Origin of the sequence: Paraburkholderia strydomiana (assembly GCF_031456815.1) — a bacterium.
Lineage (GTDB): Bacteria > Pseudomonadota > Gammaproteobacteria > Burkholderiales > Burkholderiaceae > Paraburkholderia > Paraburkholderia caledonica.
Map to the genome: position 1 here is coordinate 155580 of NZ_JAVDVL010000011.1, position 15372 is coordinate 170951.

Below are 15372 nucleotides of genomic sequence, written 5' to 3' on the forward strand. Positions count from 1 at the left end.
ACGGTGTCAGCCAGGTGGTGGTCGTACCGGAGCGCGCAATGACGGGAGCGCAAACGGTAGCCGCAATTCTCAAGCAGCAGGGTATGAAACACATCATCGGCTTCCCGAGCAGCGGGTTGTTCGATGCGGCGGCGGAGCTGGACATTCCGCCGGTGATCGCGCGCACGCCGCGCGTCGCGGTCAACATTGCGGAAGGACATGCGCGGACCACGGCCACCGACGACCTGACGGTGGTCACCGTGCAATATGGACCGGGCGCCGAAGCGGCATTTGCCGGCGTGGCGCAGGCATGGAACGACCGCGCGCCGGTGCTGTTCCTGCCGACCGGATATCCGCGCGGCTCGGAAGCGGTGGCGCCGAATTTCGAGGCGCGCCGTAACTTCACGCACATCACCAAATGGTGCGAGTCGGTGGTACGGCCGGAAGACCTGCCGCAGCTGCTTCATAGCGCGATCTCGCGCGTGCGCAACGGGCCGCCCGCGCCGGTGCTGCTCGAACTGCCGGTGGATCTGCTCGAGCAGGAATGCGGTACGGGCGCGTCGAATCGACCGCTCGTGCGGCGCGCGCGACCGCAAGCCGATGCCGCCGAAATCGACGAGATCGTGCAGGCGTTGCTGGCCGCGCGGCATCCGGTGATCCTTGCCGGACAGGGCGTGCTCAACGCTCATGCGACCACGGAACTCACCGAATTCGCGGAGCTCACGCGGATTCCGGTGATGACCACGCCGAACGCGAAGAGCGCGATGTCCGAGCGGCATCCGCTCTCGCTCGGCACCGCTGGGCGCGCGCGCCCCGCCACGGTGGACCGCTTCATCGAGCGAGCCGACGTGATTCTCGCGCTCGGCAGCAGTCTTACGCGGTCGTATTACATCCGGCCCGTGCCGGCGAACAAGCGGGTCTTGCAGGTCAGCATCGATCCCGACGATCTCGGCAAGGACTATCCGGTTGCGCTCGGCGTGGTCGGCGATTGCCGCTCTGTACTGCGCCAGTTGCTCGCGCGGGTTCGCGAGGAACCGGCGGCATGGGCCGAACGCGCTCGCAACGACGGCGATCTGACGCACGAGATCGCGACGTGCCGCCGCCAGTTCATGGACGACTGGATGCCGCTGCTGAATGCGGGCGGCAGTCCGATCTCTCCGTATCGGGTGGTGTGGGAAATCATGGAAGCACTCGAACGCGAAAAAGTCATCGTCACTCACGACGCCGGCAATCCGCGCGACCAGTTCAGTCCGTTCTACGACGTCACCGAGCCGCGCGGTTATCTGGGGTGGGGCAAGACTACGCAACTCGGCAGCAGTCTCGGATTTGCGATGGGCGCGAAACTGGCGCGGCCGGACGCAACCGTCGCGGCGATCATGGGCGAGTCCGCGTTCGGCATGGTCGGACTCGACTTCGAGACGGCGGTGCGCTGCAAGCTGCCGGTGCTCGCGATCGTGCTGCGCAATCATGTACTCGGCGGCTACGCCGCCAGCATGCCGGTGGCGACAAAGAAGTATCAGGCCAACCGCGTGTCGGGCGAATACGCACCCATCGCCGAGGCGCTGGGTGGACACGGCGAATGTGTCATCGACCCGGAGGACCTGAGCGCGGCGCTGCGGCGTTGCGTCGCGACGGTGCGGGACGGGCGCGCGGCATTGCTTGAAGTCGTGACGCACGAAGAAAGCCGACTCGCGGGGCTCTGCTGATGAACCGCTTACGGGAGACCCATCGTGTTTGATCTGGTGCTGCGCGGTGCGACGATCGTCGAGGCGTGCGGAACGTTACGCGCCGATCTGTGCGTGAGCGACGGACGTGTGGCTGCATTGCTCGATCCAGACGCGCCGGCGGCCGCAATGGTTGAACGCCGTGTGGACGGCTGCTATCTGCTTCCGGGTTTGGTCGATGCACATGTGCATCTGCGCGATCCTGGCCTCACGCATAAGGAAGACTTCACGTCGGGCACGCGGGCCGCGGCGGCGGGCGGTGTCACGACGCTGCTTGACATGCCGACCGACGAGCCCTGGACCGACAGCGTCGATACATTCGTCGACAAGCAACGCATCGCACGAGGGCGCTTGCACGTCGACGTCGGGCTTCAGGTCGCGTTGCGCCGCGACGCGACTCAACTGGAAGCGATCCGGGCGCTGGGTCCGGTGTCGTTTGAAATCTTCACGGCCGACGTTCCGGCCGGCTATCTGCACGACACGCAGGCGTCGTTGCTGCACGCGCTCAGATCGGTCAAGCCGCTGGGCACGCTGGCGTGCGTGTCGCCGGGCGACCAGTCGATCCTCGAAGCCGTCGCGAAAGGCGGCGTGGCCGAATTTCTCGCCAGCCGCTCGCCGCTCGCGGAGGCGACCGGTATCGCGAAGATCATCCTCGCCGCCGCGCAGGCGCAAACACGCGTTCATGTGCGGCAGACCAATTCCGCGCTCGGCATCGACACGTTCCGGCGAATGCGCGGTCTTGCGGACGTGAGTATCGAAACCACGCCGCAGTGCCTGCTGTTCACCGCCGACGATTACGCCACGCAAGGGGCCGACCTGAAAGCGTCGCCGCCCATGCGCACGGCGAAAGACCGCGACGCGCTGCTGGCCGCGTTGCGCGACGGCCTGATCGACATCGTCGCGACCGATCACGCGCCGCACTCGCGCGCGGAAAAGACCGCTGCGTACGCCAGTTTCGCCGATATCCCCGGCGGCATGCCGGGCGTGCAGACGCTGCTTGCCACGATGCTGCATTTCGTCGCGACCGGCGATATCGATTTGCCTGCGCTCGTTCGCATGTGTTCGACCAATCCCGCGCAGCGTTTTGGCATCGGCGAGCGCAAGGGCACGCTCGCACGCGGACGCGACGCGGACATTCTGGTGCTCGACCCGCGGCTCGACACACGTATCGCGCACGCCGACCAGTTCTCGCGTGCCGGGTACACCCCGTTCGACGGCATGCGCGTGCCCGGCAGGCTCACCGCCGTGTATCTGCGCGGCACGTTGATTGACGAAAGCGGCCGCACGGCGACGCCGGAACCGACCGGCCAGGTGATAGGAGCGACGAAACATGGGTTTGCTTGAGAAGAAGGTCGCGGTCGTGACTGGCGCGAGTTCCGGCCTCGGCCGTGCGATTGCCATCCGTTACGCCGCCGAAGGCGCGCGCGTGGTGCTGGCCGATCTGCGCGAAGCGCCGATCGAAGGCGGCGACACGACGCAGATCGCAATCGAACACGCAGGCGGAACCGCGATCAGCGTGCCGACCGACGTCTCGCACTGGGAAGAGGTCGACCGGCTGGTCGCCATCGCCGTGGAGCGTTACGGCCGCCTCGACGTGATGGTCAACAACGCCGCGATCTACACCAGCACGAATCTCGTCGAGACCACGCAGACGCAATGGGAACAGGTCGTCCGGGTCAATCTGACCGGTATGTTCAACGGCTGCAAGCGAGCGGTTCAGCAGATGCTCACTCAGGAGCCTGCCGATGAAGTGCGCGGACGCATCGTCAATATTTCGTCGCAGCACGGCATGGTCGCTTCGCCCGGCGATTTTCCATACGGCGTGACCAAAGGCGGCACGGTGCAGTTGACGAGGCAGATTGCGGTCGACCACGCGCGGGACCTGATCGTCTGCAATGCGGTGGCGCCGGGCAAGATCATTACGGGCAAGCCCGGCGCGGCCAACGATCCGCGCGCGCTGGAGTATTCGCATCAACGCACGCCGTGGCCGAGGCTGGGGCGTCCGGAAGACGTGGCCGGCGCCGCGTTGTTTCTCGCCAGTCCGCTCGCGAGTTTCGTGACCGGCATCAATCTGATGGTCGATGGCGGCTGGATGGCGGGCTAGCAGCCGGTCGATCTGTTTAGGGGGTAGTAGGGACATGAACCAGCTCTCCGCCATGCGCAGTTTCGCCAAGGTTGCCGAGACGCTTAGCTTCACCGTTGCCGCAAAGGAATTGCGCGTGTCGGTCGCGATGGTGACGCGCAGCGTCGCAACTCTGGAGACTCATCTCAATCTGCGACTGCTGAACCGCACGACGCGCAGCGTGTCGCTGACCGAAGCGGGGCAGGAATACTGGCAAGGCTGCCACGAGGTATTGCGGCACCTCGATACGCTCGAGGCGAACGTCTGCTCGGCCGCGCGCGAGGCGGGAGGATCGTTGAAGGTAGCGGCGCACGAATCGTTCGCGGCCGCGGAATTGAGCGAGTTGATCGGCAAGTTCCGCGCGCAGGAGCCGCGCGTGGATTTCGAACTCACGGTGTTCGCGTCGACACACGATCTCACGGTCGGCAGCTTCGACGCGTGTTTCGTTGCGGAGCGGCGTTTGCGCGATTCATCTCTCGTCTGCCGCCCGCTCACGAGGCTGCGGGATGTGATCGTCGCGTCGCCCGCCTATCTCGCGCAGAAGGAGGCGCCGGATCGGCCCGCCGATCTGGCCGAACACGATGTACTCACGACCTCCGACCCGTGCGTGCGTTCGTGGGAATTCGGCGATGCATACGGCGCTCAGCGGGTCCTGCTGCGACCCGTTCTCAGCTCTTCGAATCTGCTGACGCTGATTCGCGCGGCGAAAGCCGGACTGGGCATCGCCCGCTTGCCGGCCTCGCTGGTCGCCGCCGAGATTCAGGACGGTTCGCTGATACCGCTGCTGGAAGGCTTCGAACTCGAGAGCGGGGTACGCACGCTGTGGATGCTTTACTCAGGGCATCGCTATATGACCCCACGAGTGCGACGCTTCATCGATTTCTCGGTTGCGCATTACCGGCGCGATACGCCGCAGCCGGACAGTCCGTTGCTCGACCCTGCCTCGCAGGCGAGGCGGACCGGCGCGATGATCGCGAGCCCGTTCTGACGCGCACAGGCGGGTCGATGAATAGCACCGTTTTTCAGATTTTGCACGACCGGCCGGCAGGCCGCTCATCAACTCAAGCCGGCGCGGTTGCCGGACACACTGGATAGAACATGGATCTCGGAATCAGGAACAGGATCGCGCTGGTAACGGGCGCGGGCGGCGGCTTAGGCGGTGCGATCGCGCTGGCTCTGGCCAACGAAGGCGCGAAGGTCGTGGTGGCGGATATCAATCCGGCCGCGCTGGAGGCCGTCGCTAACCGGGTGCGCGAGGCCGGTGCGGAAGTGATGTCGCTTGAATGGGATCTCGGCGATCTCGGCGTCATCGACGCGCGTATCGATGCAATCGAACAACGCTTCGGCACGGTCGACATTCTGGTCAATAACACGGGCGGGCCGCCGCCGACACCGGCCTCCGGTCAGCCGGCGGATTTGTGGGAGCGCCATTTCCGCTCGATGGTCCTTTCCGTTATCGGCATTACAGACCGTGTGCTGCCAGGCATGAAAGAGAAGCACTGGGGACGCGTGGTCACGAGTGCGTCGTCCGGCGTCGTGGCGCCGATCGCGGGGCTGGCGGTGTCGAACGCATTGCGGATGTCGCTGGTCGGCTGGTCGAAGACACTGGCGCGCGAAGTGGGCCGTGACGGCATTACAGCGAATCTCGTCGTGCCGGGCCGCATCGGCACGGACCGAATCCGTTTTCTAGACGAGTCGAAAGCGAAGCGCGAAGGACGGACCGTGGAGGAAGTCTCCACCGAAAGCACGGGTTCGATTCCGCTTGGCCGCTATGGCCGTCCTGAAGAGTACGCGCAGGCGGTGGCGTTTCTCGCCAGCGAAGCCGCGTCTTACGTGACCGGTTCGATCATGCGGGTGGACGGCGGGCTGATCGCCAGCGTGTAAAGCATGTACCGCGAGGACACTCGCGGTGCTTGAAGTTTAATTAGGATGACAGAATATAGGCAGTAAGTAGCCACGATGGAAAACGATTGTTAAGTAGGACTGTGGGTCTCCGGCAACGAATTTCCGTCAATACTGTATTTCACGCTGACATTATTTCCTCCAATTTAGTCTTGCACTGTCTTCGCAACTTTCCGGGCGAAAGAGGAGGCCGGAAAGTCGAATCAATCTTCTTACAGGGGCAATCAACCAAATGAACCAAAAGACAAAAAGCGTGCTTTTTTCCCTTGCGGCTGCCAGTGTCGTCGCCGTGCCCACGTATGCGTCGGCGCAGAGCACCGTGACGCTCTACGGTGCGATCGACGAAGGCTTGCAATACACGAGCAACGTGAAAGGCAAGAGCAATATCGAAACAACGTCGGGTCAGGATTCCGGCGACCGCTGGGGCCTCAAGGGTACCGAAGATATCGGCGGCGGCCTGAAGGCGGTGTTCCAGATCGAGAACGGCTTCAATCTGAATACCGGCGCGCTTGGAAACGGCGGGCGAATTTTCGGCCGTCAGGCGTATGTCGGCGTTCAGTCAGACAGTCTCGGGACGGTCACGTTCGGCCGCCAATACGACCCGCTGGTCGATCTGCTCGGGCCGCTTACCGCCAACGGCAACTGGGCCGGTAGCCTGCTCTCGCACGTCTACGACAACGACAATACCGACAACTCGATCCGGGTGAGCAATGCGGTGAAGTTCGTCAGCAACAAATATGCGGGCTTCACGTTCGAAGGCATGTACGCGTTCAGTAACGCGGCCGGCGGCTTTGCGAACAATCGTCTTTATGGACTGGCCGGGCAGTACTCGAGCGGCGCCGTGACGGTGGCGGGCGCATATCTCCAGGTCAACGGTAACGCGACGACCAATGCCGGCGGCGCGGTTTCCGCGGCCGATACCAACTTCAACGCCACGCGCAACCAGATTTATGGCGGCGGCATCAACTACGCGTTGACGTCGGCGGCCACGGTTGGGTTTGTCTATACGCACACGAATCTGACCAATGCGACGGGCAGCGAGTACTTCGGCGATCTCGCCAACGCGGCCAATTCGCTGAGGTTCAATAACTTCGAAGTGAACGCGAAGTATCAGTTCACGCCGGCGTTCTATGCGGGCCTGATGTACACGTACACGATGGCGCATTACGAGAGCAACGCGGGCCAGTCGCGGCCGCATTGGGGTAACTTTGGCGGAATGATCGACTACAACCTGACCAAGCGTACCGACGTCTACATGCAGGTCGCGTATCAGCGGGCGTCGCATACGGACAGCTTCGCGGCGCCGCTCGGACAGGCGGTGCTGGTCGGCACGGACGCGCCGTCGTCGAGTCTCAATCAGACCGCCGTGCTCGTGTCGTTCCGGCATCTCTTCTGATCAGGACTGGTGTCGGACAGGCGCCGAAGCGGCGCGGCGAACGGCATGACGTCAGGCGAGGCCAGTACCGTGCCGTTGACGTACGACTATACGGCGCTCGTCGGCTTGCTCACGAGCTATGCGGATTGATCGTCGGTAACGATACTATTTTCGATCGGCGGCGTAAGCGGACCGCCGATCGCCTCCTTTGCAATGACGGTCCTGACGCCCGCGGGCCTGTTCGTGTTCGATTGCCTCTCCTCCATCGCGCTGGCGTTCGCGGCGTTCGAGTGCGCGCGGCCGCGAAGGAAGTGGGGTGATTGTTCTGCGTGCGGTCAAGCTCGTACCTTGAAAGCAAAACAATCTGTCTATCGGCCAGACGGGCGATCTTTTTTAAACTGCCATGCCACAAGTCAGACTCGAATATTCGTCGAACCTCGATAGTCAGTTCAATCCTGAACGAACGCTGCTGCGGCTGAACGAAGCACTGATCGATTCAGGTCTGTTCAACGAGGTCGACATCAAAAGCCGCATTATTCGTTGCGAGCGCTTTCTGATCGGACGATCCGCCGAAGACCACGCGTTCGTCCACTTGCAGATCATCATATTGTCGGGCCGCGATATAGCGACAAAAGCTGGCCTGTCCGCGCGGATGCTGACCGCGCTGCGAGACTGCTTCGAGCCGCTGGCGGGCGTGCAAACCCAGCTAGGCGTGCAGATACTCGATAACGAACGGGAGACCTATTCGAAGGAGTTTGTGTAGCCGCTCTCTGGACTGTTGCGATCGCGAGTCCCGATGACCGTTACTCCAGGGTCCGTATCGAATTGCTGATCCCTCTTGCGCAGTCGATAACGGCAGGTGCGAGTTTCTGTCGGGCGTCCTCAAACGTCCATCTGCTTGTGGGTGCAACGACATGCACGGCAGCCACGGGCCGTCCCTGACTGCCCACTACGGGCGCCGCGATCGACATGTCGCCGATGAACAGCTCCTCGCGGTTGGTCGCATAGCCTTGCTGACGAGCCTCGGCGAGTCTTTCGCCGAGCGCGGCGAGTTCCGTCACGGTGTTCGGCGTGAACGCCACCCGCTTCATCTGCTCGAGGCGCGCGAGCGCCTCGTCGGCGGGCAATGCGCTCAGAAACGCGCGCCCGCTGCCTGTGCAATACATGGGAATGCGGCTACCGATGGGCATATGGATCGGCACGAACTTCGTGGACACGAAACGCGACACGTAGACCATCTCATCGTCGTCCGGCTCGGTCAGGTTCGTCGTCTCGCCCGTGTTGTTCGTCAGTTCCGACAGGAAAGGATTCGCGACATCGATCAGGGTGTCGGCGGCGAGATAGTTGAAGCCGATCTGCATCACGCGCGGCGTGAGCTGATAGCGGCGCGTCAACGGATGCTTGCGGATATAGCCGAGCTTTTCGAGTGTGTAGACCATTCGCTGCGCCGAACTCTTCGACATCGACGCCGCGTCCGCGACTTCAGCCAGCGTCATCGTGCGGCGCTTCGCGCTGAACGCGCGCAGCACGCTCAAACCCTTTTCCAGCGACTGGTTGAAGAGCAGGTCGGGGCCGTTCCTGGCACCGTCGTCTGCAGGCGAAATGTCCATTGCCGTCTCAACGTTGAACGAGGTATCTCATCATAGCGTATCGAATATCGATACGCAAAAATCTGTTTGCGATTTTTTTGATTCGATTATCATGGTTTGGCGGTCACATAACGAAATCGCCAGTGCTCGTCGCTGACACGCTGGCCCTGTCTGGAGATATGCATGGTTACGTTCGCCAAACGCTTCACCCTGTTTTCAGCTGGTCTTGCCGCTTCTTTCGCGATTGCCTCGGGTGCCGCGCATGCCGCCGAGCCGACCTACCGGATCGGCGCAACGGCCACGGGCGTGCCGTTCACGTTCCTCGACGTCAAGACGAACTCGATCCAGGGAATGATGGTCGACGCCATCTCCGCCGCCGGCCGCGAGTCCGGCTTCAAGGTCGATGTGCAGCAGAGCGTGTTCTCGGCGCTGATTCCGTCGCTGACCACGCAGAAGATCGACATCATTTCGGCCGCGATGCTGAAGACGCCGGCCCGCCAGCAGATCGTCGATTTCTCCGACACCGTCTATTCGTACGGCGAAGGCCTCGTCGTGAAGGCGGACGACAAGGGCCATTACACGTCGATGGACGACTTCAAGGGCGAGGTGGTCGGCGCGCAGGTCGGCACCGCGTTCGTCGATGCGCTCAACAAGAAGGGCATCTTCAAGGAAGTGCGCACCTACGATTCCGTCGCGGACATCATGCGCGACGTCGCGCTCGGCCGCATCAAGGCAGGCTTCGCGGATCAGCCGATCGTGGCGTATCAACTGCAGCAGGGTGCCAACACTCAGGTTCGGCTCGTGCCCGAGTATCAGTCGGCCGTGAAGGGGCAGGTGTGCTTCATCGTGCGTAAGGGCGACACCGCGACGCTCGAACAGCTCAACAGCGCGATCAGAAAGATGAAGGCCGACGGCACGCTGCAGCAGATTCTGCAGAAGTGGCACATGAGCTGAACGGCACGCCGTATCGCAGCGTTATAACCTGTCCGCGCTACATGAAGGAGCGGGCGATCTGCCAGGCGTATCAGGAGGCGCGATGTTTTTGCAGAACGCGATCGACTTTCTGCCAATCCTGCTGAAAGGCGCGGTCATCACCATCGAGATCACGGCTTGTGCGTTCGTGCTCAGTTCCGTTCTCGGCCTCGTGCTCGCGCTGATGAAGGTGTCGCGCAATCGTGCGCTATCGACGTTCGGCAGCACCGTGATCAATCTGATCCGCGGACTGCCCATCATCGTCCAGCTGTTTTATATCTATTTCGTGTTGCCCGACATGGGCATACAACTGTCCGCGTTTCAGGCGGGTGTGATCGGCCTTGGCATCGCGTACTCGGCGTATCAGGCGGAGAACTTCCGCGCGGGCATCGAAGCGATCGATCACGGACAGATCGAAGCAGCCCACGCAATCGGCATGCGTGGCCCGTTGATCATGCGACGCGTGGTGTTGCCGCAGGCGTTCAGGATCGCGCTGCCGCCGTATGGCAATACGCTCGTGATGCTGCTGAAGGATTCGTCGGTGGCGTCGACGATCACCGTCGCGGAAATCACGCGTGCCGGTCAACTGATTGCATCGTCGACGTTCCAGAACATGACGGTCTACACGCTCGTCGCGCTGCTTTACCTCGCGCTCAGCCTGCCGCTGATGTTCGGCGTCAACCAGTTGGGCAAGCAACTCGCGCTGAGGAAAAGCCGATGATCGAGATCGATGCGATACACAAGCGCTTTTACAACCAGGAAGTGCTCAAGGGCGTGAGCCTGAGCGTGAAGGCGGGCGAAGTGGTGTGCCTGATCGGCCCGTCGGGCTCGGGCAAGTCGACGGTGCTGCGCTGTATCAACGGCTTCGAGACCTATGACGCAGGCTCGATCACGATCGACGGCGTGCGTGTCGATGCGAACGCGAAGAACATCCACGAATTGCGCATGCGCGTGGGCATGGTATTTCAGCGCTTCAATCTGTTTGCGCATCGGACCGCGCTCGAAAACGTGATGGAAGGGCCCGTGTACGTGCGACGCACGCCGGTTGCGCAGGCGCGCGAGCAAGCGCGCCAACTGCTCGACAAGGTCGGGCTCTCGCATCGGATGAATGCGTATCCGTCGGAGCTGTCGGGCGGTCAGCAGCAGCGCGTCGCGATTGCGCGTGCGCTTGCGATGGAGCCCGAGGCCTTGCTGTTCGACGAACCGACGTCGGCGCTCGATCCCGAACTCGTCGGCGAAGTGCTCAACGTGATGCGTTCGCTCGCGCGCGACGGCATGACGATGGTCGTCGTCACGCACGAGATGGCCTTTGCGCGCGAGGTCGCCGACCGCGTGTGTTTCCTGCATGGCGGCACGATCTGCGAGACCGGGCCTGCGCGCGATGTGCTGACCGAGCCACAGCATCCGCGCACACAGGAATTCCTTCGGCGCCTGCTTTCGTCCAGCGACGCTCACGCCACTGCCAACCCGAACTGAACATGATCGAAGTGAAAGAAGGAGCCGCGCTGCCCGACTCGTTGTGGGCCGCGACGGCGCAGCCTGCGCCGAACACGCCGCCGCTGCGCGAATCGGCGTCGTTCGATGTGGCGATTGTCGGCGCGGGTTTTACTGGTTTGTCGACGGCTTTGCATCTGGCCGAGCGCGGTGTGAAAGTGTGCGTGCTCGACGCGGCCGAGCCGGGTTGGGGCGCGTCGGGCCGCAACGGCGGGCAGGTGATTCCTGGGCTCAAATACGATCCTGACGAACTCGTGCAGCGCTTTGGCGAAACCGCGGGCAATCGTCTCGTCGAGGTGGTCGGCGGCGCCGCGGATAACGTTTTCGATTTGATCGACAGGTACGGCATCGAATGCTCGGCGGTGCGGAGCGGCTGGATTCAACCGGCGCCGTCGCGCGCGATGCTCGAAACCGTGACGCGGCGCGCGCGTCAATGGGAAGCGCGCGGCGGGAAGGTCAGTCTGCTCGATGGCGCGGAGGTGTCGCGGCGGCTCGGCACGAAGAGCTATATCGGCGGATGGATCGATCATCGCGCGGGAAGTATTCAGCCGCTAAGCTATGTGCGCGGCCTTGCGCGCGCCGCGCAATCGCTCGGCGTCGCTGTACACGGGCGAACGGCTGTGTCCCGCCTGGTGCGTAATGAGCGCGGCTGGCGCGTCGAGACGCAGGGTGGGGCCAGCGTGGAAGCGCGGCAGGTCGTGGTCGCCACCAACGGTTATACGGGCGCGTTGTGGCCCGGTTTGCGGCAATCGGTGATCGCGGCGAACAGCTTTATCGTTGCGACGCGGCCGCTGCCGACCGGTATCGGCAATGACATTCTGCGCGGCGGCGAAGTCGCGTCGGATTCGCGGCGTCTACTGCTGTACTTCCGGCGCGATGCAGAGGGACGTCTGCTGATGGGCGGACGGGGACCGTTCTCCGAGCCGAGAGCCGACGGCGACTGGGCGCATCTGGAACGCGCGGTCGAGCTGATGTATCCGCAACTGAAGGGGATCGGCTATGAATATCGATGGGCCGGGCGTGTAGCGATCACCGCGGACTTTCTGCCGCACGTGCATGAGCCGGCGCCCGGGCTGAGCATTGCGCTTGGCTACAACGGACGCGGTATCGCGATGGCCACGACGGTCGGCAAGCATCTGGCCGAGCGCATGTGCAGCGGATCGGCTGCAGCGTTCCCGTTTGCAGTGACGCCCGTCAGATCGATTCCGTTTCATGGCCTGCAGCGTTTTTACATCACGGCGGGTGTGGCGTGGTATCGGCTGATGGACGCTATTGCATAAGACCAGCCGCTGAATCACACATACATTCAGCGGCATGTTGTCACCTATGGTGCGGTCCCGGCAGCACGATCCTCCAGTGAAACGAACCGAAAGGCCGGGAGTCCAGACACTCCTGATGTTTAATTGACTACCACGGGTCATTTCAGCCTCCTTCAAATGTCTCTCTGGCGAAGTCCTTTGTGATTGCTTGCGCCAACACCCGCTTAATCGTGCTTTTCCCAGTCCTTCGTCCTGGTCAGGAATGCGTCTATCTCATGCCAGAACTGATCGGGAAGGTTTTCAGAGAGTCGTGCGAATGACTCGTTGAATTCATCCGAAGTCTTTGCGCCGAAAACGATCGTGCTTACAGCCGGATGCCGCAGCGGAAAAAGCAGGGCAGCGGTAGCCAGCGGCACGTCGTGGCGCCGGCAAATGCTTTCGAGTCCTTCCGTTTGCGATAGGACTTGCCGTGTCGCGGGGCGCATGTTGTAGAAGGCGTCTGGACGCGAACCGGTCGCGAGAATGCCCGAGTTGAATGGCGACGCGGCGATCCACGCAATGCCTTTCTCGACGCAGTGCTCCAACAATGCGGTGCTGCGCGTGCGAAGCAACGAGTATTCTCCGGCGGGCATGACGACATCGACGTCGGCCATCTCGGCGAAGTCCAGACAGGCTTGCCAGTCCATGCTGGCGACACCTATCGCGCCGACCACTTTTTCGTCCTTGAGGCGCTGTAACGCGGGAAACGCACCTTCGACGGCCGTCTTGAGTTCTTCGCGATACGCCGCTTGGGCAAAGCCGGGATCGAGGTCGTGAATAAAAACCGCATCAAGACGATCGACCTTAAGTCGCGACAGACTGCGCTCGACCGATCGGAGCGTCGTATCGTACGTGTAATCCAGATAGAAGTCGCTACCGCCCGGCAGCGAGCTTGCGCCAGGCTGGCTCAAGTACCTGCCGAGCTTCGTCGATACATAAAGCTCTTCTCGCGGATACGCTGCCAGCGCCGCACCAAGGCGTTGCTCGCTTTCACCGCCAAGATAAGCCGCTGAGGTATCGAAATATCGAACACCGCTCGCCCACGCTGCATGAATCATATTGAAGAACGCCTGCTCACCCGCGGCGTTCGCGAGGCTGCCAGCTCCGACTCCCACCCGAGGAAGCAGAACGGCTCCGTTCGGCTTTGCAATTCGTGCGTTCATTAAATTCGTTGTCCTTGATAAATAGTTCAGAGAATCGCAAGCAATTTTGTGGCGGCAACGAGGACTTCGGCCGCCGAAAAATGTGTCAGCGGACTTAGCTGGTATGTTCGTTTGCGGCGATGTAATCGCGCCGCACGCGTTCCGCGGCGGCTTGGAGAACGGCGACGGCTCGTGCACCGACACGTTCCGAATAACGCACCGACGGAATCGCGACGTTCAGCGATCCGAGCGGAAATCCCGACGACGACAACACCGGTACGCCCACGCCGACGATGCCCGGCGTGTATTCGTCCATCGAATAGGCGGCTCCGGTCTGTCGGATCGTTTCAATCTGTGCGAGCAGCGCCTTCTTTGCCGTGATCGTCTTGGGTGTGATGGCTTGCATTTTCACGGTCTTGATGTACTCGCTGCGCATCTGATCCGGAAGAAACGCGAGAATCACCTTTCCACCCGACACTGCATAAAGCGGCGCAAGATCGCCGAGTCGCAGATGCGACACCAACCGTTGCGGGCTGGTCACCGTCGCAACGACTTCCACCTGATCGCCCTTGAGTTGATTGAGCGCGCACGACTCCAGCGTCTGCTGCGTGATCTCTGCCAGCACCGGCTGCGCGCAGCTGACGAGCGAGCGGCTATGTGTGGACTGTTGAGAAAGCCGGATCAGCGCTTCGCCGAGGCGATAACCCTTGGTCACAGGGACGAATTCGACAAAGCCACGAGCCGTAAGATTCTTGAGTAGCTTGGTCAGCGAACTCTTCGGTATGTCCAGCGCTTCTGCGATTTCCGTGTGGGACATCTCGCGTCCCCATCTCGCGAGCAACTCGATCACGTCGAGCACGCGATCTGCCGACTTCACCACTCCATTCGTTTCGTCTTCCAACAGCATATCCGGCTCCAGTTTACGTATGGAAACATACTAGCACCAGGATACTGGACCAGCGAGGAACGTTTGCATACGCGCGTGGATGCGTCTCGCCTGCTCGTTGAACGGCAGGCCACGCAGCGCGAGCGTCGGCGCCTCGACGGCGAGTGGAAGATCGGCCCGCAGTTTCGACAGCAACTCGCGCAGCGGTAATTCGCCATCGCCAGGCAGCAGCCGGGACGTCCTCGCTTCCTGTCTCCGTGCTTCGAGAGACTGCGGTGCGGCGCTCGGTCCATCGCAAATCTGAATGTATTCGATCAGCGCCGGGTCGATTGCACCGATCCGCTCGCACGTCGCGCCCGAGCGGAAGAATTGCAACGCGTCAATGAGTATCCGCGCGTTTGCCTGTCCGCTGGCTTGCACGACCTCTAGTGCCTCGGCGGGCGTGCCGACCGCGCAGTACGTGATGGCCTCGAGTCCGACCGAAAGGCCGAAGCCGTCTGCCGCTTCGCAAAGACGGCCAAAGTTGTCCCGCAGGCGACCGCGTTCGGTGTCGTTTCCGACGCAGAGTACGTGCTGCGCGCCGAGCATATGACCCGCTTCGAGTGCAGGCAATAGTGACTCGACATCCGTCTGCGGACTCAGCCAGATGGCTTCGATATCCAGAAGCCTGACGCCGGTTGCGTCGAGGCGCGCGCGTAGCTCGCGGATGAGAGCGGGATTGTTCGCGACGTCCACGATCGTATCCGCAGCGGTAGGCGCGACCAGCCGCAAGCCGCAATATTCAAATCCCGCAGCGGCGGCTGCATCGACGAGTTGCAGCGGATGCGCATCAAGGATAGTCAGATGATGCAACGACAGTTCATGCATAGGAACGCGTCCATAACGTAAA

General features: G+C 62.3%; 15 protein-coding genes. 11 read left to right on the plus strand and 4 right to left on the minus strand.

What is annotated here, in order from left to right; all coding sequences use genetic code 11:
* The first annotated feature begins 38 nt into the window (after positions 1 to 38).
* The 7 genes from J2W46_RS26150 (at position 39) to J2W46_RS26180 (ending at position 7865) form a co-directional block, all read left to right on the plus strand.
* Complete coding sequence (locus J2W46_RS26150; RefSeq protein WP_310357500.1) at positions 39 to 1685, plus strand: thiamine pyrophosphate-requiring protein; 1647 nt, start codon at positions 39 to 41, stop codon at positions 1683 to 1685.
* 24 nt (positions 1686 to 1709) lie between these two features.
* Positions 1710 to 3047, plus strand: a complete 1338-nt coding sequence (locus J2W46_RS26155) for a dihydroorotase (RefSeq protein WP_310357502.1) — start codon at positions 1710 to 1712, stop codon at positions 3045 to 3047.
* Entirely contained in the window at positions 3034 to 3807 is a 774-nt protein-coding gene (locus J2W46_RS26160; RefSeq protein ID WP_310357504.1) for an SDR family NAD(P)-dependent oxidoreductase, read from the plus strand. Before J2W46_RS26155 ends, J2W46_RS26160 begins: the two co-directional genes overlap by 14 nt.
* 34 nt (positions 3808 to 3841) lie before the next feature.
* A complete protein-coding gene (locus tag J2W46_RS26165; protein ID WP_310357506.1) occupies positions 3842 to 4813 on the plus strand; it encodes a LysR family transcriptional regulator in 972 nt (323 codons plus the stop codon).
* A 110-nt stretch (positions 4814 to 4923) separates the two neighbouring features.
* Positions 4924 to 5709 (plus strand): SDR family oxidoreductase, encoded by a 786-nt coding sequence (locus tag J2W46_RS26170; protein ID WP_204521342.1) that lies wholly within the window; start codon positions 4924 to 4926, stop codon positions 5707 to 5709.
* 250 nt (positions 5710 to 5959) lie between these two features.
* Positions 5960 to 7123, plus strand: a complete 1164-nt coding sequence (locus J2W46_RS26175) for a porin (protein WP_310357508.1) — start codon at positions 5960 to 5962, stop codon at positions 7121 to 7123.
* Between the two features lie 382 nt (positions 7124 to 7505).
* Positions 7506 to 7865, plus strand: a complete 360-nt coding sequence (locus J2W46_RS26180) for a 5-carboxymethyl-2-hydroxymuconate Delta-isomerase (protein ID WP_020067604.1) — start codon at positions 7506 to 7508, stop codon at positions 7863 to 7865.
* A 40-nt stretch (positions 7866 to 7905) separates the two neighbouring features.
* On the opposite strand, the gene J2W46_RS26185 is transcribed toward J2W46_RS26180, so the two are convergent.
* On the minus strand, positions 7906 to 8712 hold the full coding sequence (locus J2W46_RS26185) for an IclR family transcriptional regulator (protein WP_020067605.1): 807 nt from the start codon (positions 8710 to 8712) through the stop codon (positions 7906 to 7908).
* Positions 8713 to 8874: 162 nt separating this feature from the next.
* Here J2W46_RS26185 and J2W46_RS26190 point away from each other — a divergent pair, with 162 nt between their 5' ends.
* The 4 genes from J2W46_RS26190 (at position 8875) to J2W46_RS26205 (ending at position 12437) form a co-directional block, all read left to right on the plus strand.
* The gene (locus J2W46_RS26190; RefSeq protein ID WP_020067606.1) at positions 8875 to 9645 is read left to right on the plus strand and encodes an ABC transporter substrate-binding protein; all 771 of its coding nucleotides are present in this window, start codon (positions 8875 to 8877) and stop codon (positions 9643 to 9645) included.
* 82 nt (positions 9646 to 9727) lie between these two features.
* Positions 9728 to 10384 carry an amino acid ABC transporter permease gene (locus J2W46_RS26195; protein ID WP_088176303.1) on the plus strand — a complete coding sequence of 219 codons (657 nt, stop codon included), beginning with the start codon at positions 9728 to 9730 and terminating at the stop codon, positions 10382 to 10384.
* A complete protein-coding gene (locus J2W46_RS26200) occupies positions 10381 to 11139 on the plus strand; it encodes an amino acid ABC transporter ATP-binding protein (RefSeq protein WP_204521344.1) in 759 nt (252 codons plus the stop codon). Before J2W46_RS26195 ends, J2W46_RS26200 begins: the two co-directional genes overlap by 4 nt.
* A gap of 2 nt (positions 11140 to 11141) precedes the next feature.
* Positions 11142 to 12437: an NAD(P)/FAD-dependent oxidoreductase gene (locus tag J2W46_RS26205; RefSeq protein ID WP_310357514.1), complete on the plus strand. Its 1296-nt coding sequence runs from the start codon at positions 11142 to 11144 to the stop codon at positions 12435 to 12437.
* A gap of 203 nt (positions 12438 to 12640) precedes the next feature.
* Here the strand turns inward: J2W46_RS26205 and J2W46_RS26210 are convergent, their stop codons facing one another.
* The 3 genes from J2W46_RS26210 to J2W46_RS26220 form a co-directional block, all read right to left on the minus strand.
* Positions 12641 to 13618, minus strand: coding sequence for an aldo/keto reductase (locus J2W46_RS26210; protein ID WP_310357517.1), 978 nt, complete (start codon positions 13616 to 13618; stop codon positions 12641 to 12643).
* Between the two features lie 94 nt (positions 13619 to 13712).
* Complete coding sequence (locus J2W46_RS26215) at positions 13713 to 14504, minus strand: IclR family transcriptional regulator (RefSeq protein WP_087750696.1); 792 nt, start codon at positions 14502 to 14504, stop codon at positions 13713 to 13715.
* Positions 14505 to 14534: 30 nt separating this feature from the next.
* On the minus strand, positions 14535 to 15350 hold the full coding sequence (locus J2W46_RS26220; protein WP_310357524.1) for a sugar phosphate isomerase/epimerase family protein: 816 nt from the start codon (positions 15348 to 15350) through the stop codon (positions 14535 to 14537).
* Positions 15351 to 15372: the final 22 nt, after the last annotated feature.

Coding starts and splice junctions, on each gene's coding strand:
- J2W46_RS26150 (WP_310357500.1), top strand. CDS start 39: ATGACGGGAGCGCAAACGGTAGCCGCAATTCTCAAGCAGCAGGGTATG.
- J2W46_RS26160 (WP_310357504.1), top strand. CDS start 3,034: ATGGGTTTGCTTGAGAAGAAGGTCGCGGTCGTGACTGGCGCGAGTTCC.
- J2W46_RS26165 (WP_310357506.1), top strand. CDS start 3,842: ATGAACCAGCTCTCCGCCATGCGCAGTTTCGCCAAGGTTGCCGAGACG.
- J2W46_RS26170 (WP_204521342.1), top strand. CDS start 4,924: ATGGATCTCGGAATCAGGAACAGGATCGCGCTGGTAACGGGCGCGGGC.
- J2W46_RS26175 (WP_310357508.1), top strand. CDS start 5,960: ATGAACCAAAAGACAAAAAGCGTGCTTTTTTCCCTTGCGGCTGCCAGT.
- J2W46_RS26180 (WP_020067604.1), top strand. CDS start 7,506: ATGCCACAAGTCAGACTCGAATATTCGTCGAACCTCGATAGTCAGTTC.
- J2W46_RS26185 (WP_020067605.1), bottom strand. CDS start 8,712: ATGGACATTTCGCCTGCAGACGACGGTGCCAGGAACGGCCCCGACCTG.
- J2W46_RS26190 (WP_020067606.1), top strand. CDS start 8,875: ATGGTTACGTTCGCCAAACGCTTCACCCTGTTTTCAGCTGGTCTTGCC.
- J2W46_RS26195 (WP_088176303.1), top strand. CDS start 9,728: ATGTTTTTGCAGAACGCGATCGACTTTCTGCCAATCCTGCTGAAAGGC.
- J2W46_RS26200 (WP_204521344.1), top strand. CDS start 10,381: ATGATCGAGATCGATGCGATACACAAGCGCTTTTACAACCAGGAAGTG.
- J2W46_RS26205 (WP_310357514.1), top strand. CDS start 11,142: ATGATCGAAGTGAAAGAAGGAGCCGCGCTGCCCGACTCGTTGTGGGCC.
- J2W46_RS26210 (WP_310357517.1), bottom strand. CDS start 13,618: ATGAACGCACGAATTGCAAAGCCGAACGGAGCCGTTCTGCTTCCTCGG.
- J2W46_RS26215 (WP_087750696.1), bottom strand. CDS start 14,504: ATGCTGTTGGAAGACGAAACGAATGGAGTGGTGAAGTCGGCAGATCGC.
- J2W46_RS26220 (WP_310357524.1), bottom strand. CDS start 15,350: ATGCATGAACTGTCGTTGCATCATCTGACTATCCTTGATGCGCATCCG.